Origin of the sequence: Marinobacter xiaoshiensis, assembly GCF_031631795.1 — a bacterium.
Taxonomy (GTDB): domain Bacteria; phylum Pseudomonadota; class Gammaproteobacteria; order Pseudomonadales; family Oleiphilaceae; genus Marinobacter; species Marinobacter xiaoshiensis.
In genome coordinates this window covers 754,148-779,182 of sequence record NZ_JAVMBO010000007.1, presented here as the reverse complement: position 1 = coordinate 779,182, position 25,035 = coordinate 754,148, and the positions used below count along the sequence as shown (strand labels likewise).

Annotated in this window: 19 protein-coding genes; 2 read left to right on the top strand and 17 right to left on the bottom strand. The window is 53.7% G+C overall.

Going from position 1 to position 25,035, the window contains the following annotated elements; all coding sequences use genetic code 11:
- Positions 1–15 precede the first annotated feature (15 nt).
- The 7 genes from RKA07_RS07330 to RKA07_RS07300 form a co-directional block, all read right to left on the bottom strand.
- Positions 16–1,842, bottom strand: a complete 1,827-nt coding sequence (locus RKA07_RS07330; RefSeq protein ID WP_310965983.1) for a carbamoyltransferase family protein — start codon at positions 1,840–1,842, stop codon at positions 16–18.
- Positions 1,839–2,834 carry a polysaccharide deacetylase family protein gene (locus RKA07_RS07325; RefSeq protein WP_200200845.1) on the bottom strand — a complete coding sequence of 332 codons (996 nt, stop codon included), beginning with the start codon at positions 2,832–2,834 and terminating at the stop codon, positions 1,839–1,841. Before RKA07_RS07325 ends, RKA07_RS07330 begins: the two co-directional genes overlap by 4 nt.
- Before the next feature lie 55 nt (positions 2,835–2,889).
- A complete protein-coding gene (locus tag RKA07_RS07320) occupies positions 2,890–4,038 on the bottom strand; it encodes a hypothetical protein (protein ID WP_417538534.1) in 1,149 nt (382 codons plus the stop codon).
- 211 nt (positions 4,039–4,249) lie between these two features.
- Entirely contained in the window at positions 4,250–5,128 is an 879-nt protein-coding gene (locus RKA07_RS07315; RefSeq protein WP_200369455.1) for a P-loop NTPase family protein, read from the bottom strand.
- Positions 5,128–6,705, bottom strand: coding sequence for an XrtA system polysaccharide chain length determinant (locus RKA07_RS07310; RefSeq protein ID WP_310965981.1), 1,578 nt, complete (start codon positions 6,703–6,705; stop codon positions 5,128–5,130). The genes RKA07_RS07315 and RKA07_RS07310 overlap by 1 nt, the downstream gene beginning before the upstream one ends.
- On the bottom strand, positions 6,705–7,343 hold the full coding sequence (locus tag RKA07_RS07305; protein WP_200200849.1) for an XrtA/PEP-CTERM system exopolysaccharide export protein: 639 nt from the start codon (positions 7,341–7,343) through the stop codon (positions 6,705–6,707). Before RKA07_RS07305 ends, RKA07_RS07310 begins: the two co-directional genes overlap by 1 nt.
- Positions 7,344–7,392: 49 nt before the next feature.
- A complete protein-coding gene (locus RKA07_RS07300; protein ID WP_310965980.1) occupies positions 7,393–8,799 on the bottom strand; it encodes a TIGR03013 family XrtA/PEP-CTERM system glycosyltransferase in 1,407 nt (468 codons plus the stop codon).
- A 302-nt stretch (positions 8,800–9,101) separates the two neighbouring features.
- On the opposite strand from RKA07_RS07300, the gene RKA07_RS07295 reads away from it, so the two are divergent.
- Entirely contained in the window at positions 9,102–10,010 is a 909-nt protein-coding gene (locus RKA07_RS07295) for an XrtA system polysaccharide deacetylase (protein WP_310965979.1), read from the top strand.
- Positions 10,011–10,041: 31 nt separating this feature from the next.
- The gene (locus RKA07_RS07290) at positions 10,042–11,079 is read left to right on the top strand and encodes an ExeA family protein (RefSeq protein WP_310965978.1); all 1,038 of its coding nucleotides are present in this window, start codon (positions 10,042–10,044) and stop codon (positions 11,077–11,079) included.
- 16 nt (positions 11,080–11,095) lie between these two features.
- Here the strand turns inward: RKA07_RS07290 and prpD are convergent, their stop codons facing one another.
- From prpD to RKA07_RS07240, 10 genes are all read right to left on the bottom strand, one after another.
- Complete coding sequence (gene prpD, locus RKA07_RS07285; RefSeq protein WP_310965977.1) at positions 11,096–12,580, bottom strand: 2-methylcitrate dehydratase; 1,485 nt, start codon at positions 12,578–12,580, stop codon at positions 11,096–11,098.
- 98 nt (positions 12,581–12,678) lie between these two features.
- Entirely contained in the window at positions 12,679–13,857 is a 1,179-nt protein-coding gene (gene prpF / locus RKA07_RS07280) for a 2-methylaconitate cis-trans isomerase PrpF (protein WP_200369452.1), read from the bottom strand.
- A 17-nt stretch (positions 13,858–13,874) separates the two neighbouring features.
- Positions 13,875–16,487, bottom strand: a complete 2,613-nt coding sequence (gene acnD / locus RKA07_RS07275) for a Fe/S-dependent 2-methylisocitrate dehydratase AcnD (protein WP_200369451.1) — start codon at positions 16,485–16,487, stop codon at positions 13,875–13,877.
- A gap of 24 nt (positions 16,488–16,511) precedes the next feature.
- Complete coding sequence (gene prpC / locus RKA07_RS07270) at positions 16,512–17,642, bottom strand: bifunctional 2-methylcitrate synthase/citrate synthase (protein ID WP_200369450.1); 1,131 nt, start codon at positions 17,640–17,642, stop codon at positions 16,512–16,514.
- 17 nt (positions 17,643–17,659) lie between these two features.
- Positions 17,660–18,547, bottom strand: coding sequence for a methylisocitrate lyase (prpB, locus tag RKA07_RS07265; protein WP_309043323.1), 888 nt, complete (start codon positions 18,545–18,547; stop codon positions 17,660–17,662).
- A 16-nt stretch (positions 18,548–18,563) separates the two neighbouring features.
- Positions 18,564–19,244, bottom strand: coding sequence for a GntR family transcriptional regulator (locus RKA07_RS07260; RefSeq protein ID WP_200200857.1), 681 nt, complete (start codon positions 19,242–19,244; stop codon positions 18,564–18,566).
- A gap of 122 nt (positions 19,245–19,366) precedes the next feature.
- A complete protein-coding gene (locus RKA07_RS07255; RefSeq protein ID WP_310965976.1) occupies positions 19,367–20,953 on the bottom strand; it encodes an OpgD/OpgG family glucan biosynthesis protein in 1,587 nt (528 codons plus the stop codon).
- Between the two features lie 46 nt (positions 20,954–20,999).
- Complete coding sequence (gene mdoH, locus RKA07_RS07250) at positions 21,000–23,105, bottom strand: glucans biosynthesis glucosyltransferase MdoH (RefSeq protein ID WP_310965975.1); 2,106 nt, start codon at positions 23,103–23,105, stop codon at positions 21,000–21,002.
- Positions 23,098–23,412, bottom strand: a complete 315-nt coding sequence (locus RKA07_RS07245) for a hypothetical protein (RefSeq protein WP_310965974.1) — start codon at positions 23,410–23,412, stop codon at positions 23,098–23,100. The genes mdoH and RKA07_RS07245 overlap by 8 nt, the downstream gene beginning before the upstream one ends.
- Before the next feature lie 48 nt (positions 23,413–23,460).
- Positions 23,461–25,014 (bottom strand): glucan biosynthesis protein G, encoded by a 1,554-nt coding sequence (locus RKA07_RS07240; protein ID WP_310965973.1) that lies wholly within the window; start codon positions 25,012–25,014, stop codon positions 23,461–23,463.
- Positions 25,015–25,035 lie beyond the last annotated feature (21 nt).

The following is a 25,035-nucleotide window of genomic DNA, read 5'->3' as shown; positions in this document are numbered from 1 at the left end:
ACGTCCGTTGCCTGTTCAGTGCCCGGGGTTCGGATGTTTTACCAGGAATGGACCTATGGCGAGATAGTCCAGAGCACCCTGAATAAAGGCTCTCACCCCATCTTCCGGGGAGTTGACGATGGGCTCTTCGTGCATATTGAAGCTGGTGTTGATCAGGCTTGGAATGCCACTCAGCTTTTCATATTCGCTCAGAATGTCGTAGTAGCCGGGATTGGCTTCACGCTGGATAAGCTGCGGCCTGGCTGTGCCATCCACGTGCACGGCAGCCGGGCAGTTTTCTTTCATGAAGTCGGTGCAGTCGAAGGTCACCGTCATGAATTCAGCTGCGTGCTCTGCGCCCTTGATGTTGTGGTAGCACTTCTCTCGGGCTTCGTAGAGCGTAACCGGGGCGAAGGGCATGAACTCGGTACGGCCAAGACGTTTGTTCAACCACTGGTTAACTTCCGGTTCGCGGGCGTGATAAAGAATAGAGCGGTTCCCCAAGGACCTTGGGCCGTATTCCATACGGCCATCAAACCTTGCGACTACTTGGCCACTGTGAATCAGCGCGGCAACTTCAGCAGCAAGATTTTCAGGCCGACGATACTGAAGGTTTTCCGCCTTCAATGCCTTTTCCATTTCGGCTTCGGAGTAGTCAGGGCCCATATAAGCGTTCGCTATGGAAGGTTTAACTCCGCCCGGCCAGCTGTGATAGAGCGCAGCGCCTGTTCCACAGCCTCCATCGCCCATATTCGGATAAACAAAAATGTGGTTAACACCTTCAATTTCAAAAATACGCTGGTTCAGTTTTACGTTTGCAGTTACACCGCCAGACAGCACGATGGTGTCGATGCCGGTTTTTTCTACCCAGTAGCGAATGTAGTTGGTGGCTACTTTTTCAAGCACATATTGATATGCCGCAGCTACGTCGATCTTAGGGAACTTGGATGCCAGGTAGCGGGAGAAAAATACGTTATTGGATTCGTAAATCCGGAAATCCCCGGGCTTCTGTTCTATGCGAGAGAGAAGGATTTCTCCCAGAATTTCAGGGTCGCCATAGGAGGCCAAACCAACAATCTTACCTTCATGTCGGCTAGGCTTGAAACCAAGGCTAGACGTAACATGCTCGTAAAGTGTTCCTAGTGAATTCGGATAAGGGAGCCCGTGCAGACGGTGTATTTTGCCATCTCGCCCTTCACTTACGGAACCGGCCAACCCAGACCCATAACCATCCAGAGTCACACACAGTGCCCGCTCATAGCCGCTGCACAGAAAACTGTTGGCAGCATGAGACAGGTGGTGGTCCATGCGTTTAACAGGCTTGGTCCAACCCATCTCGCTCAAGCCTTGAACGAGTTCTTTTTCCCACTGCTGGAACGACTCAGTAGCGCCCTCTCCCCACTGTTTGGAGGATTTCAAAGCCGCATTGTTAGACGCCAGCTTCTGCACGCCTGCCATGTTGTAGTAGGAGTTGTGCAAAAAGCCCTTTTCCATAATGGCGTTGGGGTGCTGCAGCCCGTGAATCGGCTGGTTGCGATCTGGCACCCGGCCCAACGCTTCTTTGATTTGTGGCCCTAGATCCTTCGGCTGAAAACCTTTGATAAAGGCTTTCTCATCTTCCAGGTTCTTTGTGAACAATTTCTGTTCATTTTCCCAGGTTAGAAACGGGTAACATACCTGATCGAAGTCACTCATGGAGAGGCCGGTATATGTAAGCGCTTTTTCCAGCGCCAAGCGGGGGAAGCCCGACTGCTGTTTCGTTCTGGTGAAACGTTCTTCACCAGCGGCAAAAAGAATCTTGCCATCTTCAACAATTGAAACCGTTGAGTCTTTGTCTAGCGGGGATATCCCTAGCACCTTCATGCCTTACTCTCCATATACTTGCGAATGCGGGTGGGCGATGACGCCTGGCCGCCTAATTCATTGAAAAAGAAATCGAAAAACTGCCGAAAACTGTCCAGAAACACCTTTAACTGCGCTTCGTTCTGCACATAAGTCGTGTTGCCCGGCACTACGCTGGGGCTGTGAAAACTCCAGGTAAATGTGCGCACGCCCTGATTGTAAAGCGCTCTTGTAAGCTTGATGTGCTCGGCAGATGTGAAGCCTTCCGGAGAAAGCATTAGCCGGTCTACTGCACCTACCCGAGCGAGAATGCCCGGCGCCTTGAACTTACGCAGCCGTTGCGCGGCCTCATACAAAGGAACAGCAACCGGTTGAGCCCAACCGATAAACCCACCAGTACAGGGAATCTCGAGGATAGGTTTGTCCGAACCGCCAAACCAGAACGGGTGCGCGTTGTATCTACGATAGTCCGGCCCGCCATCTGCCCGCGAATCCAGAGGTGGGCAAACAGACAGATCAATATTGAACCCCAATTCCTGAAGAATACCCGTGGTATTCGGCCCGAAACCATACCGCCCGGCTTTGTATGCAACCGGCGCCTTTCCGAAATTTTGCTCTATGGTGTCGCGCAACACACGGAGCTTTTCCCGCTCCAGGCCTTCAGGCAAGTTGCCGGGATACATGTTTGAGCGGGACAGAATTTCTTCCTGGGGCGGGTTCACCCAAGGGTGGAGGTGGGCACCAATTTCACACTGATCTTTCTCGGCAAACTGCTTGAGCAACCCATAGCCCTGAGGCTGGCTGGCTACCGGGTAATCAATTACGTAACAAGGGCGAATGCCGTACTCATTAAAGATCTTTTGGGCACGATCAATATGTGCCATGGCTGACACCCGATTTGCCTTGGCGTCTGGCTCGGCGCTCCAATCAAACTCTTCTTCAGTATCAATCACCACGATCAATTGTGGTGGTGTCTCCGAAGGGAGCCGTATTTCCTTTTTTTGCTCAAACATGATTCCATTCCTGACTGTTATGTCGCCGCGCTATTACCCTTAGCTTTACTAGCTATCAACGCTGCCTGCTCATTGCAAAACCGTGAGTCAGCACAAAACGCAGTTCAAATTGCTCCTCATCACTCCGGGCCAGGCGCGAGCGCAAATACGATTGGTCGAGCTGAACTCCAAAGGTGGTGTTTTCGGCCAACTGTCGGCTCCAGCTCGTGGTAAAGCGGTGAAGCTGCTCAACTATAATATTGGCATCTTCATCTGCATCTGCCTCCCAGCTGTATCCGAACGTGAGCCTTTGCAGTGCGGTAAGCTGAACCCCAAGGGTGGTGCCGGCACGGTATTCGTGGGTGGTGGCGCCGGAAACCTGCGATTCCAGGATTGAGCCTTCGGCATAGATCCCAAGATCACATACATCGCAAATCCGTTGGTTGTTGTGCGTAAAGAGTAGTGAGTCGGTAACAACCAGCTCTCGCAACCGAACAGTATCTGGCAGGAATGAAAACTCCGGGGGCAAACCTGTTGAAAGATCCGTGGCGCTATCAGACATACTTCGATCGTACGCTATGGCTGTTCGCCAATCGGAAGTCACCCAGGAGCGCTCCAAAAAGCCGGTTATCGCCTCGTTTTCACTGACTGTACCGTCCGGGTATTCTGAATTTGCCTTGCTACCACCGCCTCCGATGCTGAAGAAGCCGCCTTCTGCTTCATAGCTGTAAACGAGTTGTACTGTGTCTATGGTTATATCTGTGCGCCGCTCTTCAGACCAGCTGCGGCTGGCGTTAAGGCTGCCCGTGGAGCGTTCGGTCAGCCTTCGTGACAATTGGCTGCTGGCCGTGACCGACTTCTGATCGTTTAACGTGTCCTCGCCAAACGAGCGACCCGCCTGGCCTGAAAAACGCAGTGTTGTGAGCTCGCCAGGGTAAAACCTTAGCCCGGCTCCCCCGCTCAAATTGTTCTGCACGTCATAACTCGAAGGGTTAACCACAAATCCTGTGTCGTTGCGTACGGAGTTGACTGTGTGGCCCAGATTAAAATCTAACCGACTGCCGGGGTCCTGGTGGGTGTAAAGAGCGGCCCCGGTAATGGTGCTGTTATCTGACTGATCTGAGTCGGCAGACTCCCAACTGGTATCAACCGTGCCGCCATACTGCAGTGTCAACGCATTAGCGCCTCGCTCCAGAGTGCCACCTACAACCCCGGACAAACCCACTCCTGGCTCTGTGTTTGTATCTGTGTATGTGCCTTGGTCTGTGCGTGTGTGTGTAACAGCCGTGAATACTGAAGCAGAGCCAGAGAGAACCGAAATGTCGTCACTGAGGCTCTGCGCCGGAGCTGCGAAAGACCAGATGGCACAGCATGATCCCGCCAGCAGACTGGTGAGACGGTAATTGCTTGCTATCCCTGCTCGTTGCTCCACCGTGCTACTCCTGAAAAATCAGGCCGGAGAATTTATCAGATCCAAGCGCATCCACGGAATCTTCAATGACTTCAGCGGTGACTTCTCCGAATGGAACGCCAAATACTATCTGATCTGCAAAACGCTCAAGAATCCGTGCTTCGGTATTTTCCCGGAAAGGGGGTGCATTCAGGACAATGCAGCGATCCGGATAACGAGCTTTCAGTTCGGTCATCAATTCTCGCATACGCACGGCAGAGAACAGCTCAACTGCGGAAGATGCCTGGGTGCCTGCAGGGATCACTGTTAGCCGCTCGACACCACTGGAATAGAGGATGGATTTGATAGCCATCGACCGATCGGCAACAAAATCCGTAACGCCCGCTTCCATAGGGCTGGAAACCAATCCTGCCAATTCGTTACTGTAAGGGTCGCAGTCGACAAGCAAAGCGGAGGTCTGTGAATCCAACGCAAACGCGGTCGCCAGGTTGTATGCTGTCAGCAGGCCACCCGGGCCGCTACCTAAACTACTGAACATGACTGTGAAGCTTTTGCCTTCACCTGCCCGATTTCGCAGCTGTATACGCAGCTCCCGGTAGGCATCCATGACTTCTTTATCAGCCATGCCGGAATAAATTATTTTCCGCTCGCGTAACTGCTCACGACTCCAGGGCCTGGGGTTACCAATCAGTGCCAGAGACACAGATGAGTCATACACCGTAGGTGGATGTTCGTTGGCGTTAGTGTCAACTCGGGTCCAGTTGGGTTTGTCCCTGTCGGAACCTGCATAGGGGCGCTCTTTTCGAAAGTTGTCCTCCGACTTGGCCTCACCACGGTCATGCTTAAGTTGGCGCTGCTGCTCCTGGCTTTTAAGAAGCGCATTGTAGAGCTTGTTATCATCCATCAGTTGACGCCTCCCCCTGACCCGGTCAGCTCACTGAGTTTGTTAATCAGCTGTTCGGGGGTTATGCCCATCACACTGAAAACAAGAACGGCCAGATACGCTGTCATAAACACCGCCAGCATCAACAGAATCGATAACACATCTTTGCGTAGCAAGCGATCTTTCCAGGTGCTCCTATAATGGGGAATGCTGGTCAGCACGGGAATGGATTCCGGCAAGGCCAATTGCAGCGCACGGGGCGAGCGAACACGTTGATCAAACATCACGAGCATTACCAACAACCCCAACACCATGGCACTACCCAGGAACGGTCCCGCAAGGCCGACCTGATACAATTGCAGGCCATCCCAATGCGTAGGATATGTAGCGGGCTCCTGAATTTTGTAGCTTACACCCTCACCCTGAACGTCCAGCGTCATAGACAACCGAGCTTTTTCCCGGCGCTGCAGCATGTCTTCGTACACACCTCGGGTAACGTCGTAATCCCGGGTTAGCTCTGAAAGCTGTGCCTGGTTCTCTGCGACTCGTTGCGAGCGGACAAACGACTCATCAAGAAGTCTTTCCAGTGAGGCCAGGCGGTTTTTCTGAACGGCCAAACGGGTGGTGCTATCAGAAAGCTGAATTTTAAGGTTCTCGTAAACAGGGTTTTCCAATACCTCGGTAACACCGCCATCCCTGTCATCGTCTGTTTGCGTGGAAACGCGGCTTTCCAGATCTGCAATCTGATCCTGAATGCTCACTACATCGGGATGACGTTCGTGGTAGCGCAAGAGTAATGAGTCCAATTCCTGCCGCATAGCAACCAGCCGTCGCTCAGCAGACGACTTGCCGGGGTCTACTGTGATGCGGCGCACCGGCTGCTCGTTATCCAGTTGGCGACGGGTAAGCGTGACTTCGGATTCAGTTTGCTGGATTTCCAGCTTGAGGTTTTCAATATCCCGGCGGAGATTTTCGATTCTTGCGAGCACGCTACTCTCAGTGCCGTCCTGATTACCAGACTTGAATTCCTTCAGCCGCTGCTCAGCCTCTTCAAGCTGGCGCTGATAGGACTTAACCTGAGAATCTATAAACTCAAATGCACCCTGACTCTCGGAACGCTTTTTGCGCACAGTACGTTCGATAAAGCGGTTCAGCACCGCGCTGAGAACCTGAAACGATTCGTCCGGGCTACCGCTTGTGTAACTTAGCTCGAGGAAGTTCCGGTTGGATACCCGAATACCAACCTGCTTGCGCAAGTCGCTGATTTTTCCATTACGAATAGCATCGGTTTCGCCGCCCCGGATAAGCCCGGTATCCAGAGCGATCTGCTCAAGGAATGTTCGGCTCTGCATCATTTCCCGAGCTTCATTGATGCGATCAAGCTGGGTAACCTCAGCCTGGCCCCGCAGCAATGGCTGCAGGATATTGGATTGGTCTGCGTACAGAACAGCCTGGGAGGTATAGCTTTTCGGTGTTACATAGCCCAGCGTCAACACCCCTGCGGTCACGGTCATAAAGATGATTACCGCAGCCAGCCTGTGCCGGTAAAGCTCAAGCTTTACCGCGCGGAGGGTGTCGAGAATGAACTGTAGATCCATCAGAGCTCGCCTCGGAACAACTGCTTGCGTGGCACGCTTATAACGTCCCCTGGCTGCAAACTATGATTCGTGCGCATATCGCCATCGGTGAGGATGGCTTCGAGGTCCAAACCAAAGCTCTTATACTCGCCGTTGATCTCGCGATGCAAAATGGCGCGATTATCCGCTGCAAAATCCGTAACGCCACCCGCCATCAGTACAACATCGAGAACAGTCATGCCGGGCTGAAAAGCTACTGACTGGGGCGCTCCCACTTGGCCGGTTACGCGAATCCGGTTACGGAACTCTTTACTGAGTGGGTTGGTAACCATCACTGTGACTTCTGGTGTGCGGATAAACTCGCCAAGGTTGTCACTGATTTCCGCAGCCAACTGCTCAGGCTTTTTACCTTCGGCTTTCACATCACCCATCAGAGGCATGGAGATATAACCATCCGGGCGAACCACAATCGATTGCCCCAATTCCGGGTTGCGCCAAACGTGGATAGAGATGGTATCCCCAACGCCTATCTCATAAGGCTCTGCCTCCAGCTCGGATGCCGGAGGCATTTCGGCGGAAGACGGCAGCCCTGCGCAGGCAGTGACAAGCAGACCCAGAATTGCAACCAAGCCCATCCGCATAAACGTGAAACTAGTCATAAACGCCCTCCAATCCTTTGTTGTTCTATAGTTCAGTATGACAGAACCGTTACCGTACGCCTTTACCCAGGAGGATCACTTCCACTGTTTGGATCATGATCAGAAAATCCATCAAAAGGCTGTGATTTTTGGAGTAGTAAAGATCGTACTCCAGCTTGCCCCGGGCGTCTTCAACGGATGCACCATAGGGATATTTAAGTTGTGCCCAACCCATCAGGCCAGGTTTTACATAATGCCGGGTATCGTAAAACGGAATCTTCTCTTTCAGTTCAGAGACAAACTCTGGCCTTTCCGGGCGCGGCCCGACGATGCTCATTTCGCCTTTGATCACATTATAGATTTGCGGTAGTTCATCCAGACGGGTGTTGCGTATGAATGCACCTACCCGGGTAATCCGATTGTCATTCGCTGAGGCCCATTGAGCTTTGCCGTCCTTCTCTGCATCCTGGCGCATACTGCGAAACTTGTAGATGCGAAATTCTTTACCCAGCATGCCCACGCGAGTCTGGCTATAGAGTATGGGCCGCCCGGTTTCCAGAAACACCGCAATCGCTGTGAGAATAATAAAAGGTATCATCACAGCAAGGAGCGTGAGACTGATCAACAAATCCAGAGATCGCTTGGCGAAAGCCCGGGATTTTGATGCTTTAAAACCTTCCGAAAATACAATCCAGGAGGGATGCACCATATCGAGCTTCGCTTTTTTCAGCTCTCGCTCGTAGAAATCTACGCCGTTGGTGATGGCAATACCACGAAGTTTACACTCCATCAGATCCGGCACCGGCAGCCATCCTCCCTCATTTCGGCGCCGCTCCTGCTGGGCAATGACAATTTCAGAAACCTTGTTTTGCCGACAAAACTGGTAGAAATCGTAAGGCGTAGGCAATAGTTTATCGGCACCAACAGCCCCGTTAGGGTTGTCGGAGATGCAACCAATAATACGTACCCCAAGCGCGCGCATGTTGCGCTCGTACTCATCGAGAAGATTGGCTGCAAAATCTCCGGCACCAAAGATCACTACACGACGAACGAGTTTCTCCGAATCGACAACTCGCAGGAATATAAGCCTTAACAGGATAACAATCAGTGATGCGCAAATTACGGCCCAAAACAGATTGGTACTGCCCGGGTTTGCGGTTGGCACAACCAGGTAAAGAAGTTTCAAGCCGATTCCACCTACAAAGCAGTAGGCAACCAGTGTGCGAAAAAACAAGGCAGAAAGACTCTCGTGGACCATGGCGAGATAACCGCCCATAGCCAGAGTTCCACAACTCAAAACAAGCGCGAACAAGCTTGCAGAAAGGACATTTGTATCAACCGAAGGGTAACCAACACCTGCAATGGAAAGCAGCAACCCCAGAGAAGCGAAAATCGCATATAGAGCGACAAATTCCAGCGCAGCGAGCACCAGATAGGGGATATGAAGATAGTGTTTTCTGAACCGTATATACGTCACGCGGAACTTCCTTGTCGTCTGCACAACAACCTGCGCCAGACCAACATCAAATTCTCCGGCAGACCGCGCTCAGTTTAGCTTTGAGCGACACCCTTTCCACCGGTTCCTTTTTTTACGTGGCCCATTTTGCGCCGGCCAACATCGAATCTCAACTCATTGTATCTTTTGGTTACACAGTTTTACATTGTTTTTCGTCGCAAGCAGACTTTACTTGCATCAAGAATTGTATTTGCGCGGGCAGTAAGTGAAAATTAACGCCTAGGTACTGTTTTTTTTATTGGTACCACTGGAAAGGAGTACCCATGCCAAGTCAGGAAAGACCTCAACCATTGCACGCTATGAGCATAGACGTAGAAGATTACTTCCACGTTGCCGCTCTATCGGGTGTGATTCGCCCAGCGCAATGGGACTCACTACCCTCCCGTGTGGAGCAAAACACTGAGCGACTGCTGGCGCTGTTTGACAAGCATCAGGTGAAGGCAACGTTTTTTGTGCTCGGCTGGGTTGCTGAGAGATTTCCTGCCCTGATTCGGAAATTATCCGATCATGGCCATGAAATAGCGTCCCATGGATACAGCCACCAGCTCATTTACAACCAGACTCAGGAAGTTTTTCGAGAAGAAACCATTCGCTCGAAGGCGCTCCTCGAAGACATCACTGGCAAATCTGTCAATGGCTATCGTGCCGCCAGCTACTCTATTACCCGTGACTCTCTGTGGGCGCTGGATATATTGAGTGAAGCGGGGTTTACCTGGGATTCGAGCATTTTCCCGATTCGGCATGATAACTACGGCATTCCTGATTCCCCGTCCGCCCCCTACTCTATCCAGACCGCCAGCGGTGCAATTATCCGTGAGTTCCCATTAACCACAGCACACATCATGGGGCTTTCAATACCAGCGGCGGGTGGAGGCTATTTTCGCCAGTTCCCTTACCCGGTATTCCGATACTTGTTTCGCAATGCTTCTGGTTTTGGCGCGCGGCCGCAAATGTTTTATCTGCACCCTTGGGAAATCGATCCCGAGCAACCACGTTACGATAACGCAAGCTGGTTCTCCCGCTTCCGGCATTATACTAACCTGGACCAGTGTTACGGTCGTCTTGAGCGTTTGCTTGGAGACTTCCGGTTTGGAACCGTTAGTGAAAGCTATAATGCCTACGAACCAGACAAAACCCTGTTGCGCAGCGATCAAATGATTCGCCTCGCCTGATTCAGGGCAATGAGCTGAACAGGAATTATCTATGTATCTGGAATTTTTCGGTCTCCATAGACATCCCTTCCGCATTACACCGGAAGACGATTTCATTTACATGAGCCAACAACATTCGCGAGCTTATGTATACATGTCTTCGGCGATCTGGAGCTCAGAGGGCTTCGTGGTTATCAGCGGAGAGATTGGTTCGGGCAAGACAACATTGCTTAAAAAGACCATTCGCAATCTTGAGGGCAACCTGAAGCTACTCAACATTTCCTACACAAACCTTGAGTCCAAGGATCTGTTTGGTCTGATCCTTCGCAAGGCCGGTATGAAGGTAGAAGACGAGAGCAAGGTAGCCATGCTTTTCCAGATCTCTGACTACCTGGAGCAAATGGCAAAAGCTGGCACCCCTGTGGTGCTCACGATTGATGAAGCGCAAAACCTTACCCGGGAAAACCTTGAAGATATCCGCATGCTGGCCGGCATGGAAAGCATGGGTGGGCCCTCCATGAGGGTTATCCTGCTTGGGCAACCAGAACTTAAGCAGGCTGTTCTGGATATCCCTCAGCTGGCTCAGCGGGTAAAGCTGTTCTTCCATCTGGAAGGTCTCTCGCCAAAAGAAACGGCTGAATATATCGATTACCGGCTTCTGGTTTCCGGTCACGGTGGCAACAAACTATTTGATGTGGACACGGTTCGTGAGATTCACAAGCTGAGCAAGGGTATCCCACGGCTGATTAACAAACTGTGTGACGGCATGATGATGTGTGCCTACTCAGAGGACCGGCCATTTATTGACCCCCATGATCTCAAATCCATACGCAAGGATTTGCTGGGCGATGATCTGCCCGCGAACACCCCGAAGTTGACCGACGTGAAGAAACGGGAGCACCCGGCGCCAGAGCATGCCGGGACTTCTGGCGATTTGGCTGGTGTAGGCCAGACGCTGATTCGCATGGCGGAAGCACTGGAGCGTATTGACAGCAGGCTGGCCACGATTTTCCCCGACGAGCAAACTGCACACAGGGAAAACCTTGGTGTGCCGGATAATGTTAAGCCGCTATCTCCGGGCAGAAAATAAACACTCTTCGGCCAGATCAGATAACGAACATCCCCACAAACTCCTGAACCGGGGTATTCTCCAGGCTCTTCTGGTTCTTGCAGACTTCGAAGATCTGCTCGCACCGTTGCGCCGGGAAACGGGTCGCCAGATTAGCTCGGAACTTGTCTGATAGCAGTGGAATACTTTCCTCCCTTCGCCTGCGGTGACCTATCGGGTATTCCACAGCTACCTTCTCTGTACTGGAGCCGTCCTTGAAGACCACCTGGATAGCATTCGCGATTGAACGCTTGTCTGCTTCGAGATACTCGCGGGTGTAACGCTCATCCTCGACAATTTCCATCTTGTCTCGGAGCTCGTCAATGAGAGGGTTGGCCTCGTGAAAGCTGTCTTCGTAATGCTCGGCCACCAGATCACCAAAAATTAATGGCACAGCCACCATGTATTGAAGGCAGTGATCCCTATCTGCCGCGTTTGCCAATTTACCGACCTTGGAAATGATACGTATGGCTGACTCGTGGGTAGTTACTACAATTCGGTCGATTTGATCGAGCCGGTCTTTAACTTGTGGATGAAGCGTTACAGCCGCTTCGGCCGCTGTCTGGGCGTGGAATTCTGCCGGGAAAGATACTTTGAAGAGTATGTTTTCCATCACGTAGGAACCAAACTTCTGTGGCAGGGAAAACCGGCGTTTGTCTTCCGGTTTCAGGGCTTGGTCTTTATTGGTTTTGCTAAAAAGGACATCGTAGAAACCCCACTGGGGTGCTGTGAGCGCGCTGGGAACCCCCATCTCACCCCGCATGGCAATATCCGCAAGGCGAACGGCACGGGAGGTGGCATCACCCGCTGCCCAGGATTTCCGGGACCCGGCATTCGGGGCGTGGCGGTATGTTCGTAGCGCCTGGCCATCAATCCAGGCATGAGAAAGCGCCGCCAGCATTTGCTCACGAGTGGCACCCATGAGCTTCGCGGTGACGGCTGTTGAAGCCACTTTCACCAGGATAACGTGATCCAACCCCACGCGATTGAAGGAGTTTTCAAGGGCGAACACGCCCTGGATTTCGTGGGCCATAACCATGGCTTCGAGAACTTCACGCATGGTAAGCGGTGCTTTTCCCTCTGCAACACGCTTTTGCGACAGATGGTCCGCCACTGCCAGTATGCCGCCAAGGTTATCTGAGGGGTGCCCCCATTCCGCTGCCAACCAAGTGTCGTTATAGTCTAGCCAGCGCACGATACAGCCAATGTCCCAGGCTGCTTTCACAGGATCGAGCCTGAATGAGGTACCTGGAACGCGGGCACCATGGGGAACAATCGTGCCTTCCACGATCGGCCCCAGGTGTTTGGTGCAATCCGGAAAGCGTAAAGCCAGCAGGCCGCAGCCGAGCGTATCCATCAGGCAAAGGCGCGCCGTGTTCCAGGCTTCTTTGTTTTCTACTTTATAGGTAAGGACGTAATCGGCGATTTTCTGGAGGGCTTCATCGTAATCGGGGCGTTCGTTGAGATCGAATGTGGCTGACATAATACCGACTCCTTCGATTTGAGTGTCTGCTTACTACAGCCTAGCAAACTTAGCGCTCAATGATCGAAAGGAGCCGGTTACCCGTTTTTCACTTACTGCTAGAAGCTATCTCCAGGCACCCTAACCCAGCCTTCCATCAGTATGCGCGCACTGCGGCTCATGATGGCTTTGGTAGCCGTCCATTGGCCGTTTATTTCTTTGGCTTCTGCCCCGACTTGCAGGGTGCCTGACGGATGACCAAAGGTGACTGAGGTGCGATCACCGCCGCCTGCTGCCAGGTTCACCAGTGTTCCGGGAATGGCTGCTGCGGTTGCGATGGCGACTGCGGCTGTGCCCATCATAGCGTGGTGTAGCTTGCCCATGGAGAGCGCGCGCACCAGTACATCGATGTCACCTGCAGCAATCTTCTTTCCGCTCGATGAAGTGTACTCCGCCGGCGGTGCCACGAAAGCCACTTTTGGCGTGTGCTGTCGGGCGGCGGCTTCTTCGATGTTCTGGATCAGCCCCATCTTCACAGCGCCATGGGCGCGAATGCTTTCAAACATCGCCAGGGCTTTAGGATCGCTGTTGATGTCGTCCTGCAGTTCTGTGCCTTTGTAGCCGACGGCCTCCGCATTGATAAACACCGTAGGGATACCGGCATTGATCATGGTGGCTTGCAAGGTGCCAACGCCTGGAACCTCCAGTTCATCCACCAGATTGCCGGTGGGGAACATTGAGCCTTCGCCATCGGCTGGATCCATGAATTCCACTTGCACTTCAGCTGCGGGAAACGTGACTCCGTCCAGCTCAAAGTCACCGGTTTCCTGCACCTCACCATTGGTGATAGGCACATTGGCAATGATGGTCTTGCGGATGTTGGCCTGCCAGATGCGCACCACCGCCGTGCCGTTTTCCGGAATGCGGTCGTTTGCGACGAAGCCACTGTTAATCGCAAAGGCACCGACGGCTGCCGTGAGGTTGCCGCAGTTGCCGCTCCAGTCCACAAAGGGCTTATCGATGCTCACTTGCCCGAACAGATAGTCCACATCGTGATCTGGCTGAGTGCTTTTGCTCAGGATTACGGTTTTGCTGGTGCTGGATGTGGCACCTCCCATACCATCGGTTTGCTTCTGGTAGGGGTCTGGGCTGCCAATCACACGCAGCAACAGGTTATCCCTCGCCGGGCCCGGTGTACGGGCCCTCTCAGGGAGGTCATCCAAACGGAAAAATACACCTTTGCTGGTGCCGCCACGGATGTAAGTGGCGGGGACTTTGATTTGCGGTGCGTGACTCATTTCATTGCCCTCATTATTCAAACCGCACCTTCGGACTGAAGAAAGTCCTCAGCAAAGCGCTGCAATACGCCACCCGCTGAATAAATGTGCAACTCCTCTGCAGTATCCAGTCTGCAAATAACGGGCACCTTCTCAGAACTTCCGTCTTTGCGGGTGATGATGAGAGTCAGCTTGGCGCCGGGCGCAGGCTTTCCTTCAACATCGAAAATTTCCGTGCCATCAATACTCAGGGTTTTGCGCGTTGTGCCTTCTTCGAACTGCAGTGGCATAACACCCATACCTACCAGGTTGGTGCGGTGGATGCGCTCAAAGCCTTCGGCAACGATGGCCTCAACACCGGCCAATGCCACGCCTTTGGCTGCCCAATCCCGGGAGGAACCCTGACCATAATCAGCGCCGGCGATAATAATCAGCGGCTGCTTGCGCTCCATGTAGGTTTCGATGGCTTCCCACATGCGAGTAACCTTGCCTTCCGGCTCGATACGCGCCAGAGAGCCCTGCTTCACTTTACCGTTTTCATCCAACACCATTTCGTTGAACAGTTTCGGGTTGGCAAAGGTTGCGCGCTGGGCGGTCAGGTGGTCGCCGCGGTGGGTTGCGTAGGAGTTAAAGTCCACTTCCGGCACACCCATTTTGTGCAGGTATTCACCGGCTGCGCTGTCCATCATGATGGCGTTGGACGGCGACAGGTGGTCTGTGGTGATGTTGTCTGGCAGCACCGCCAGCGGGCGCATGCCTTTAAGCTGCTTCTCGCCAACCATGCCGCCTTCCCAGTACGGCGGGCGACGGATGTAGGTGCTCATTGGGCGCCAATCGTATAACGGGCTGATGTTGGCGTGGGCTTCCTGGGTTACGTCGAACATTGGAATGTAGGTGCTGCGGAACTGTTCCGGCTTCACCGACTTTTTCACAATGGCGTCGATTTCTGCATCATCCGGCCAGATATCTTTCAGGGTGACCGGATTACCTTCTTTATCGTACCCCAGCGTATCTTTTTCGATATCGAAGCGGATGGTTCCAGCAATGGCGTATGCCACCACCAAAGGCGGTGAAGCAAGGAATGCCTGCTTGGCGTAGGGGTGAATCCGGCCGTCGAAGTTACGGTTACCGGAGAGCACTGCCGTTGCGTACAAATCACGATCAACCACTTCTTTCTGGATAACCGGATCCAGTGCGCCGCTCATACCGTTACAGGTAGTGCAGGCGAACCCCACCACACCGAAGCCTAGATCTTCCAACTCGGGCAACAACCCGGCATCGTTGAGGTACATTTCAACGGTTTTAGAACCCGGTGCCAGAGAGGATTTCACCCAGGGCTTGCGGGTGAGGCCCAATTTGTTGGCGTTGCGGGCAATCAAACCGGCAGCAACCATATTTCGGGGGTTACTGGTGTTGGTGCAGCTGGTGATGGCAGCGATGATGACAGCCCCATCCGGCATTTTGCCTTCTTCCTGCTCCCACTCACTGGCGATGCCACGTGCAGCAAGCTCGGAGGTTGGCAAGTGCGCATGTGGATTGGAAGGACCAGCCAGTGTGCGCACAACGGTAGACAGATCGAACTTCAGAACACGCTCATACTCAGCCGTCTTCAGGGCGTCTGCCCACAGGCCTGTGTGCTTGGCGAACTTTTCTACCAAAGCTACCTGCTCGTCTTCACGGCCGGTCAGCTTCAGATAGTCGATGGTTTGGCCATCGATGTAGAACATGGCCGCCGTTGCGCCGTATTCCGGTGTCATGTTGGAGATAGTGGCACGATCGCCAATGGTCAGGCTGTCTGCGCCTTCGCCATAGAATTCCAGATAAGCCCCTACTACACGCTCTCTGCGCAGGAATTCAGTCAAAGCTAATACCATATCGGTACTTGTGATGCCTGGCTGCAGCTTTCCTGTCAGCTCTACACCTACGATATCCGGCAGGCGCATCATGGAGGCACGGCCCAGCATGACGCTCTCGGCTTCAAGGCCGCCAACGCCTACGGAGATTACACCCAGGGCGTCAACCATTGGCGTGTGGCTGTCTGTGCCTACACAAGTATCCGGGAACGCGACCTTCTTGCCTTCACCATCCGGGCGCGCCTGCACCACCGGAGACATTTTCTCCAGGTTGATCTGGTGCATGATGCCGTTACCTGGCGGGATAACATCCACGTTCTTGAACGCTTTTTTGGTCCAGTTGATAAAATGGAAACGATCGTCGTTACGGCGGTCTTCGATTTCCCGGTTCTTTTCGAACGCATCTTTCTCAAAGCCAGCGTGTTCAACAGCTAGAGAGTGATCCACGATTAGCTGGGTTGGAACAACCGGGTTCACTTTAGCGGGATCACCGCCCTTCTCTGCAATGGCGTCGCGCAGGCCTGCGAGATCCACCAGAGCTGTCTGGCCCAGAATGTCGTGGCAAACCACGCGTGCCGGGTACCAGGGGAAGTCGAGATCACGTTTGCGCTCGATGAACTGTTTGAGGGAATCCGTCAGCGCATCGGGATCGCAACGACGAACAAGCTGTTCTGCCAGAATTCTGGAGGTGTACGGTAGCTTGTCGTAGGCGCCGGCTTGAATGTCTTCAACGGCCTGGCGGGTATCGAAATAGTCCAGGTCGGTGCCTGGTAGAGGTTTACGGTAGTTGGTGTTCATTAAGAGTACTCTTGTGTCCAGTGTTTAAGCCCGCTTCTCAATCGGCACCCACTCAGCATGGTCCGGCCCGGTGTAATCCGCACTTGGGCGGATAATCCGGTTATTTTCGCGCTGCTCTTTTACGTGCGCTGTCCAACCGGAAACACGGGACATAACAAAAATCGGCGTGAACAGTTCAGTGGGAATGCCCATGAAGTGATAGGTCGAGGCATGGAAGAAGTCGGCGTTACAGAACAATTTCTTCTCGCGCCACATTACTTCTTCACAGCGCACGGATACCGGATATAGAACCGTATCGCCCACTTCCTTAGCCAGCTTTTCTGACCACTTTTTGATGATCACGTTGCGCGGATCGGATTCGCTGTATATCGCGTGGCCGAAGCCCATGATCTTTTCCTTGCGAGCCAGCATGCCCATCAGGCCTTCTTCCGCTTCCTCTGGTGTCTGGAATCTCTGAATCAGTTCCATCGCCGCTTCGTTCGCGCCGCCGTGCAGTGGGCCACGCAGGGTACCGATGGCGCCGGTTACACAGCTGTGAATGTCAGACAACGTAGACGCACACACGCGAGCCGTGAAGGTGGAGGCGTTGAATTCGTGCTCGGCGTACAGAATCAGGGAGACGTTCATCACGCGCTCGTGTAGCTCGCTGGGCTTCTTGCCGTGGAGCAGTTCGAGGAAGTGACCGCCAATGGAATCCACATCACTGTCGGTCTCAATGCGCACGCCTTCATGGGCGAAGCGGTACCAGTAGGTGATGATGCCCGGGAACAGAGCCAGCATGCGGTCGATTTTGTCGTCCTGCTCGCTGAAGTCCTTCTCGGTTTCCAGGTTGCCCAGCATGGAGGCGCCGGTGCGCATAACGTCCATGGGGTGAGCATCTTTGGGGATCTGCTCAAGAACGGTCTTGAGTGCTGCAGGCAGTCCACGCAGGCTCTGGAGCTTCTTCTTGTAAGCGTCCAGTTCCTGCTGGTTCGGTAGCTTGCCGCGCAGCAGCAGATAGGCTACCTCTTCAAACTGGGCATTGTCTGCCAGATCGCTTACGTCGTAACCACGATAGGTCAGGCCGGTTCCGGTTTTACCAACGGTGCACAGTGCAGTTTCACCAGCTACCTGTCCGCGAAGGCCTGCGCCACCGAGTTTCTTTGCTTCTGCCATGGATATCTCTCCTCTAATTATTTTGACTGCTGGAACAGCTGGTCCAGCTTCTGTTCAAAGTCGTGATAGTTCAGGTAATCGTAGAGTTCCATACGGGTCTGCATCAGATCAACTACGTCTTTCTGATCGCCCTTCTCAAGAATGTTCTGGTACACGGTAACGGCCGCTTTGTTCATGGCGCGGAAGGCGCTCAACGGGTACAGAACCATGCTGGCACCGGCCTCACCCAGCTCTTTGCGATTATAAAGAGGGGTGGCGCCAAACTCGGTAATGTTGGCCAGCAAAGGTACGTCGCCCAGTGCTTCGGAAAACGCTTTGTAGTGTTCCAGCTCAGTAACCGCTTCTGCAAAAATACCATCAGCACCGGCTTCAATGCAGGCCTTGGCGCGATCGATGGCTGCTTCCAGGCCTTCTTTCTGGAAGGCATCGGTGCGGGCCATGATGAAGAAGTCTTTGTCTACACGGGCATCGGCGGCGGCTTTGATGCGATCAACCATTTCTTCTTTGGAAACTATTTCCTTGTTCGGGCGGTGTCCGCAACGCTTCTGGGCTACCTGATCTTCAATATGTACGGCGGCGGCGCCTGCGCGTTCCATCTGCTGGATAGTGCGGGCAATGTTGAATGCCCCACCCCAACCCGTATCAATATCCACCAGCAACGGCAGTTCGGTTGCTGCGGTGATGCGGCGTACATCTTCTACCACATCGTTCAGGCTGGTCATGCCCAGATCTGGCAAGCCATAAGAGGCGTTCGCCACGCCGCCACCAGACAAGTAGATAGCCTGGTGCCCTACGCGTTCGGCCATCATGGCAGCGTAGGCGTTAATTGTGCCTACAATCTGGAGGGGTTTGTTATCGTTCAAGGCTTTGCGAAAACGCGCGCCTGGGGAGAGCTTATTGGACATGGTTATTCCTCTTTTATCAGATGGTTAAAACGCCTTCCTGAATTTTTTTCTCGATGTTTTCTCGAGCGGCGTTGATGTGTCTTTTCATCAGAAATTCTGCGAGCTCACCATCACGCTGGGCAATGGCTTCAACTATACGGCGGTGTTCACCGAGGGCTCGGTGGGGGCGACCAGCGGAGGTGCTTAACCGGTAACGGTACATTCGCACCATGTAATAGAGATCGCCCAGTAGCATCTGAGCCAGTTTGGTGTTCCGGCTGCCCGTGGCGATGCGGTGGTGAAAATCGTAATCCCCTTCAGCCTGATAATAGGCCTGCCCGTGGGCTTCGTCGATCATGGTTTCGTGGGCATCGAGGGTGGCTTGGAGGTCGGCAATCTCCTGGTCAGTCATGCGCTCTGCAGCCTGGCGTGCGGCAAGGCCTTCCATGATTTCCCGTATGCGATACAACTCAACCAACTCGGTGGTGCTTAACGAGACCACCCGCACACCCGCATGGGGGCGTCGCACTAGCAGCCCGCGGGACTCCAGCCGGCCAAGGGCCTCCCGGAGCGGGCCACGGGTCAGATCGAAGCGGGAGCAGAGATCCAGTTCGCCGATTTTGTCGCCCGGCGCAAGATCCCCCTTTACGATTGCCGTTTGCAGACAATCAAAGGCTTCATCAGCGCGAGTGTAGGTTTGAGGTGCAGTATCCAGCATGGTTTGTCGACAATGTGGCCTTGATAGAGTCGAAATTTACGCTGGACTCGCGGGATTGTCAACAATCCGGGCTTTCTATTGTAAACAATCCATAGCAAAGTGGAATTATAGACTCTGATCTCTCAGTACAACTTTCGCTCTGAAAGCGGTGGCGGCGTGTATTGGTAGACCCAGGTTTCCGTGAGCGGCTCATCGCCCAGGCGTAGATACATCCGTATATTAATGGGCTCTTCCGACTCGCCCGGGACCAGATCGAACATTGCCCGATACCCGTCGATTGCAGACAATGGCCGCGCCGAGGTAATTTCCACATCACCCCGGCTTACGGTTATAACGGGCTCTACCTCCGCGCTTTCCCCCAGCATGCTCAGCACACCTCCGGCGAAATCCACGGCAAAACGCCAGGAAAAATACTCACGTTTCTGACCGATAACGCCGCCCAATCCCGTGCGGGTTGCTTCGACAATTGCCAACTCGCTCGGATTAACCGGCGCATGCTCACCCCAGTGTAAGCGATAGGCGAACAGGTACTCCTGTTTCGGTTTTAATGGCTCCTTCGGATGCCAGAAGGCCACAATGTTGTCGAAGGTTTCATCGACGGTTGGTATTTCCACCAGATCAATACTGCCCTTGCCCCACTGGCCTTTCGGCTGCACCCATACACTGGGGCGGCGCTCGTAGAACACGCCGTCGTCCTGATAGTGATCAAAGTTCCGATCCCGCTGCAACAAGCCAAAGCCCTGGGGGTTGTTATCGCTGAAGCTGTTAAAGCGCAGATGGGCCGGGTTTTCGAGGGGTCGCCAGAGCCATTCGCCACTACCAGAAAGCATAGCCAGGCCATCGGAATCGTGAATCTCGGGGCGCCAGTCGTAATCCATGCGCCGGCTGTTTTCACCCACCTGATACATGCTGGTCAGCGGTGCAATGCCGGCTCTTTTCATTTCAGTTCGGGGGTAAAGCGCCACATCTACATCCATCACCATGTTACGCCCGGGGTCGAGTACAAAGGCGTAGGCCCCTGTGGTGCTGGGCGAATCGAGCAAACCCCATACCCGCATCACGTGACTGCCTGGCTTTGGTCTTTCCAGCCAGTAGGCGCTGAACCGGGGAAACTCCTCTTCGCCGTCTATTGCGGTATCAATGGCCAACCCACGGGCCGACATGCCGTACTGCATTTCGGAACCAACTGCACGGAAGTAACTGGCACCAAGGAACGCAGCCAGATCGCGGGAGAAGTCGGTTTGATAGTGCAGGCGGAAGCCGGCATAGCCCAGGTTGGCTGGAAGGTCGCCGAGTGGCTGCTTACCCTCGTAGGCAAAATAATCCGGGTTATACCTGAGAACGGTGGCCTTTCCGTCAATCACCTCATGAAGCGTGACGGGCGATTGAAAATACAGCCCCAAATGGAAGAGTTGCGCTTGAAAGGCCGAGTCGCTGTCGGCCCAAAGGGCATGATCTTTGCGAAACCGGATGGCCTGGTAGTCGTCCCAGCTGATCTGTTTGAGACTTTCGGGCAACTCGCCTTCGTGGGAGATGTAAGGGTGCTCTGCCAACTCACGGGCATAGCCTTTCAGCCACGCATAGCTGAATGGCTTTTCGCTGTTAGCACTATCAACCTCTGCCTCCCGCGCAAATACCAGAGGCGCAAGCGGCAGTGCACTGGCACCAAGCCCCGCTATCAGGGTCTTCATGAGGGTGCGTCGATCCATAGTTTTTCTCCTTTCGTAACTCGTCGCGGCCGTGGAGCAGTGAATACTAAGCGTCTTTCGCTCGGGCACTCAGTCGAGCGATAGAACGCCCCCAGAAGCTGCTCGGAACTGAGCGCCAGGCACCCTCGTGCAATGCCTTTAAAGACTCACGGTCCCTGACAATCTGGCTCATTTCAGAACGCGTTAATGCATCGGGCCCCAACTCAAGGCACCGTGCCACGCAGAGTTCCAGCTCAGCCTTGCGGGAACCACGCCGGTGATCCCACGCCAAAGCCTGGTGCAAGCGGTTGTGGTCGAGCCTCAGTACAGCTTGTTCAAGAGGGGTAAGGGTCGAATCTGCAGGTTCCTGTGCGCGATATGTCACCGCATCTTCCAGCAACGCCATGGCGGTATTTTCTTCCGGTATTAGCAGGAGACGGCGCTTCTTCAAAGCCTGACCTAACGAATTTCGGCTGAGGTACACGGCGGTGGGTGAGGCCAGAATCAAGGGTAAGGCCACGGGCAACGACCACAGGAAGAACATGGTGTCGAGGCTCCAGGCAAAGGCGGACCAACCAGCGCCCAGCACCATTCCCGGCAATTGGGTGATCAGTGCTTCTTTCCAGCTGGTTTCCTCGGTGCGATTCTGCCCGGCCCATTGCAACGACACATTTAATAAGGCTGACACCACGTAACGACTGTGCGCCCACATGCGCACCGGCGCTAACAGTACGGAAATAATAATTTCCAGCATCACGCTGCAGAACAACCGAATCAGCCCGCCGAAGTCTTTGGTATACCGGTGAATTACAGCGTCGATGACAGCCAAAAACTTGGGAAAAAACAGCAGTGCCAGAGTACTGAGCGCCAACCCCAATGCCCACTCTGGTCGCCATTCCGGCCACAGCGGAAACAGTCCCTGATGGCCATCGGGAAAGTATTCAATGGGTGACAAGGTCATGTTGGCGGCAGCAATCGTGGTAAGAATCAGGAAACCCAGCCACAAAGGTGAAGCCACATACGCCATGATCCCGTTCAGAAATGCCATGCGGTGGGCGAAACGTAAACCCGGTTCCCTCAGCATTACCCATAGGTGCTGCAGATTGCCTTTGGCCCATCGGCTATCGCGAGCCAACTCGTCGGCCAGGGTTGGCGGAGATTCTTCGTAACTGCCACTCAAACCTGGCTCCAGCCAGACTTCATAACCCGCACGGCCCATATAAGCGGCTTCCACAAAATCATGGCTCATGATGGGGCCGCCAAAGATCCCGATACCTGGCAATTTGCGCAGGCCGCAATGCTTCATGAAGGGTTCAATACGTAGGATGGCGTTGTGACCCCAGAATGCGGCATCGCCCATCTGGATAGCCGCCAGACCGGCGGCAAACAAGGTTGAGTAAAAGCGGTTGGCAAATTGCTGAATGCGGGCAAACAGGGACTGGCCGTTGATGATATTCGGATTGGTTTGCAGGATTCCCACACCTGGCTCTCTTTGCATAAGCTGAACCATGCGAACGATGGTGCTGCCGGTCATCAGGCTGTCTGCATCCAATACCACCATGTACTTGCAACGCTTTCCCCAGCGCCGAAGAAAGTCTGCAACGTTGCCGCTTTTGTAGTTGAGGTTCACGGGCCGGCGACGATAGAAAATTCGGCCTTCACCTCCCAACTCCTTTGCGACTCTATTCCATGTCACCTGCTCTTCAAGCCACACATCTGGATCACGGCTGTCTGAAAGTATGTAAAACTCGAAATGTTCGATCTGGCCTGTGCGCTCAATATCCCGATATACCGCTTTCAGGCCACTCAGAGTCCAGTGCACTGGCTCGTGGTATATGGGTAACAGAACAGCGGTTTTCGCCATGGGCGTCTGCTGAAGTTCTGCATCTGGGTGGCGTTTGAGTATGGAGTGTCGGTCTCCACCCATCAGCCTGACCACAAACCCGAATACAGCTGTCCAGAAGCCCACAGCGATCCAGGCATAAAGAATGGCAAACAATGCCAGCATACCGATTTCCAGTGCAGTGCCTCCATGGTAAGGCAGCACCCAAAGCAGGTAGTAGCTGGCAACACCGGTTTGGCCGAACACGAACAGCATTAATACTGCCCGGCGCATATTGGCTACCAGACGCCACCGGTGTTTTCCGGGGCCTTGTGTCTTGGATTTATCCACGACAGCGATACCCGATGCTGCCTCTGCACAGGTCAGGTGCCGGCGTGGGGATCTTGACTTCAGGGAGGGTGAAGTATTCAGGCAGCCTGTCCATAGCACTCCGCAACAGGCGGTGGCCGCCGAGGGTTGGGGAGCCGTGGAAGGTTTCAGCTGAAGCCTTTTGGTTAGCGCTTTCGCCAACCTCGGCGACGGCGTCGTCAATTAGCTGAAGCAACTGTCGACAGCGTTCACTGGTCATCTCAATTCCAGCTTCACACAGATAGCTATATACACGGCTGAATACATGCTGGAAGGAAATATCCTCCATGTTTGTCTCCTTGCCCGTTAGTGACTGTCTGTTCTGGCTACCCGTGACCTATGATGAGACGCCCCGCAGATCTGTTTTTGGTCCGAGCAAATATGTCCAGGTTTCGGTAATGGCTTTGCCGTCTTTATTAAGGGTGCCCCTGAGCGTAAGCGGCTTTTCTGTGGGTGGCTTTGCAAGAATCGACAGGCGCCAAACGTCAGTGGTTTCGATGTACTCAACAAAATGCTCCATCACCTCCACACCTTCGCCACCCGTCACATGACTTACAACGGCGGCATCCGGGGGCAGCTCTGAAAGTTCACCGCCTTCGAAATCCACAATCAGACGCAAGGCTTCACCAGAGTTACCCCCAGCATTGTCAGTGCCGACAAAAGTACGTAGCGCACGCGCATTGGGTTGTTCAGTGATACCTGGCTCGCCAAAGCTTACTGAATATTGCAGACGGCGGCTTTGGTTACCCATCACCTTATCCGCTGGTTTGAAGAAGGCAACAATGTTGTCGTTTGATTCCGCACCGGAGGGAATTTCAACGAGCACTACCTCGCCCTTTCCCCAACCTTCCCTGTTTTTGCCGCCAGCCTCTACCCACATGCTTGGCCGGCGATCATAACGAGCTTCGTTATCCTGAAAATCATCAAATTGACGGTCACGCTGGATCAAACCAAAGCCTTTGACGTCTTCTACATGGTGATAGCTCAACTGCAGATCTGCCGGGTTGACCAGCGGGCGCCAGAGCCACTCGCCGGTTTTGCCATCATTGATCAACAAACCATCCGAGTCATGCACCTGAGGTCGCCACTCTCCCCTTGGCCTCAAGGTGTTATCACCATAGAAAAACATGGACGTGAGCGGTGCCTGGCCAAGTTGCTCAATATCACTCCGGAAGAACAGTTGTGCGGTCACGTCCATTCGGGTGCTTTTCCCTGGATGGATTTCAAACCGGTATGCGCCGGTGAGGCTGGCGCCATCAAGCAGGCCATACACCACCATTACATCGCTGTCTGCGTTGGGCCGCTCCATCCAGAATTCGGTGAACGAGGGGAATTGCTCGCCGGATGGCAGGCCTGTATCGACGGCTATGCCCCGCCCTGAAAGTCCGAAGTTCTGATTTGCACCAACACCACGGAAGTAGCTCGCGCCACCAAACACCAGAAACTGGTTTTGTGTGCCTTTATCTGACAAAGGGTAGGTTAACTTGAACCCGGCATAGCCCAGATCAGCCGGAATACGTTTGGCCATTTCAGGATTGGGATAATCAAACCGGGTTTTATCAAACCCGACGGGATGCACGCCTTCACTATCGATGATGTTCAATTTGACAGCGTGGGAATAGAAGCTGCCTTGGGGGATCATCATCACTTGAAAGCGCGACTTGCCTGAGCGCCAAAGGCTTTGCTCAGGCTTGAACCGGATAGATTGGTAATCTGAATAACCAAGGTTAGCGAGGAAGTCTGGTGCTTGCGCTGGCTGCTCGTATTTTTCATGGGCCAGGGTTTGGGCTTTGTCTGAGACATCTTTGAATCCGAACGCCAGAGTGTTGCCGGAGAGCACCATTAAAATCGCAAGGGAAGATAGAAACCCGGTTCGCCGTGATCCAGTCATGCCAGAACTCCTTGTAAGCCA

Excerpts from the sequence above, each read along its gene's own strand:
- RKA07_RS07245 (WP_310965974.1), bottom strand. The coding sequence starts at position 23,412 with ATGGAGGATATTTCCTTCCAGCATGTATTCAGCCGTGTATATAGCTAT.
- RKA07_RS07260 (WP_200200857.1), bottom strand. The coding sequence starts at position 19,244 with ATGCTGGATACTGCACCTCAAACCTACACTCGCGCTGATGAAGCCTTT.
- RKA07_RS07315 (WP_200369455.1), bottom strand. The coding sequence starts at position 5,128 with ATGGATGATAACAAGCTCTACAATGCGCTTCTTAAAAGCCAGGAGCAG.
- RKA07_RS07325 (WP_200200845.1), bottom strand. The coding sequence starts at position 2,834 with ATGTTTGAGCAAAAAAAGGAAATACGGCTCCCTTCGGAGACACCACCA.
- RKA07_RS07255 (WP_310965976.1), bottom strand. The coding sequence starts at position 20,953 with ATGGATCGACGCACCCTCATGAAGACCCTGATAGCGGGGCTTGGTGCC.
- RKA07_RS07240 (WP_310965973.1), bottom strand. The coding sequence starts at position 25,014 with ATGACTGGATCACGGCGAACCGGGTTTCTATCTTCCCTTGCGATTTTA.
- RKA07_RS07305 (WP_200200849.1), bottom strand. The coding sequence starts at position 7,343 with ATGACTAGTTTCACGTTTATGCGGATGGGCTTGGTTGCAATTCTGGGT.
- prpB (WP_309043323.1), bottom strand. The coding sequence starts at position 18,547 with ATGTCCAATAAGCTCTCCCCAGGCGCGCGTTTTCGCAAAGCCTTGAAC.
- RKA07_RS07310 (WP_310965981.1), bottom strand. The coding sequence starts at position 6,705 with ATGGATCTACAGTTCATTCTCGACACCCTCCGCGCGGTAAAGCTTGAG.
- RKA07_RS07290 (WP_310965978.1), top strand. The coding sequence starts at position 10,042 with ATGTATCTGGAATTTTTCGGTCTCCATAGACATCCCTTCCGCATTACA.
- RKA07_RS07295 (WP_310965979.1), top strand. The coding sequence starts at position 9,102 with ATGCCAAGTCAGGAAAGACCTCAACCATTGCACGCTATGAGCATAGAC.
- prpD (WP_310965977.1), bottom strand. The coding sequence starts at position 12,580 with ATGTCAGCCACATTCGATCTCAACGAACGCCCCGATTACGATGAAGCC.
- acnD (WP_200369451.1), bottom strand. The coding sequence starts at position 16,487 with ATGAACACCAACTACCGTAAACCTCTACCAGGCACCGACCTGGACTAT.
- prpC (WP_200369450.1), bottom strand. The coding sequence starts at position 17,642 with ATGGCAGAAGCAAAGAAACTCGGTGGCGCAGGCCTTCGCGGACAGGTA.
- prpF (WP_200369452.1), bottom strand. The coding sequence starts at position 13,857 with ATGAGTCACGCACCGCAAATCAAAGTCCCCGCCACTTACATCCGTGGC.
- RKA07_RS07330 (WP_310965983.1), bottom strand. The coding sequence starts at position 1,842 with ATGAAGGTGCTAGGGATATCCCCGCTAGACAAAGACTCAACGGTTTCA.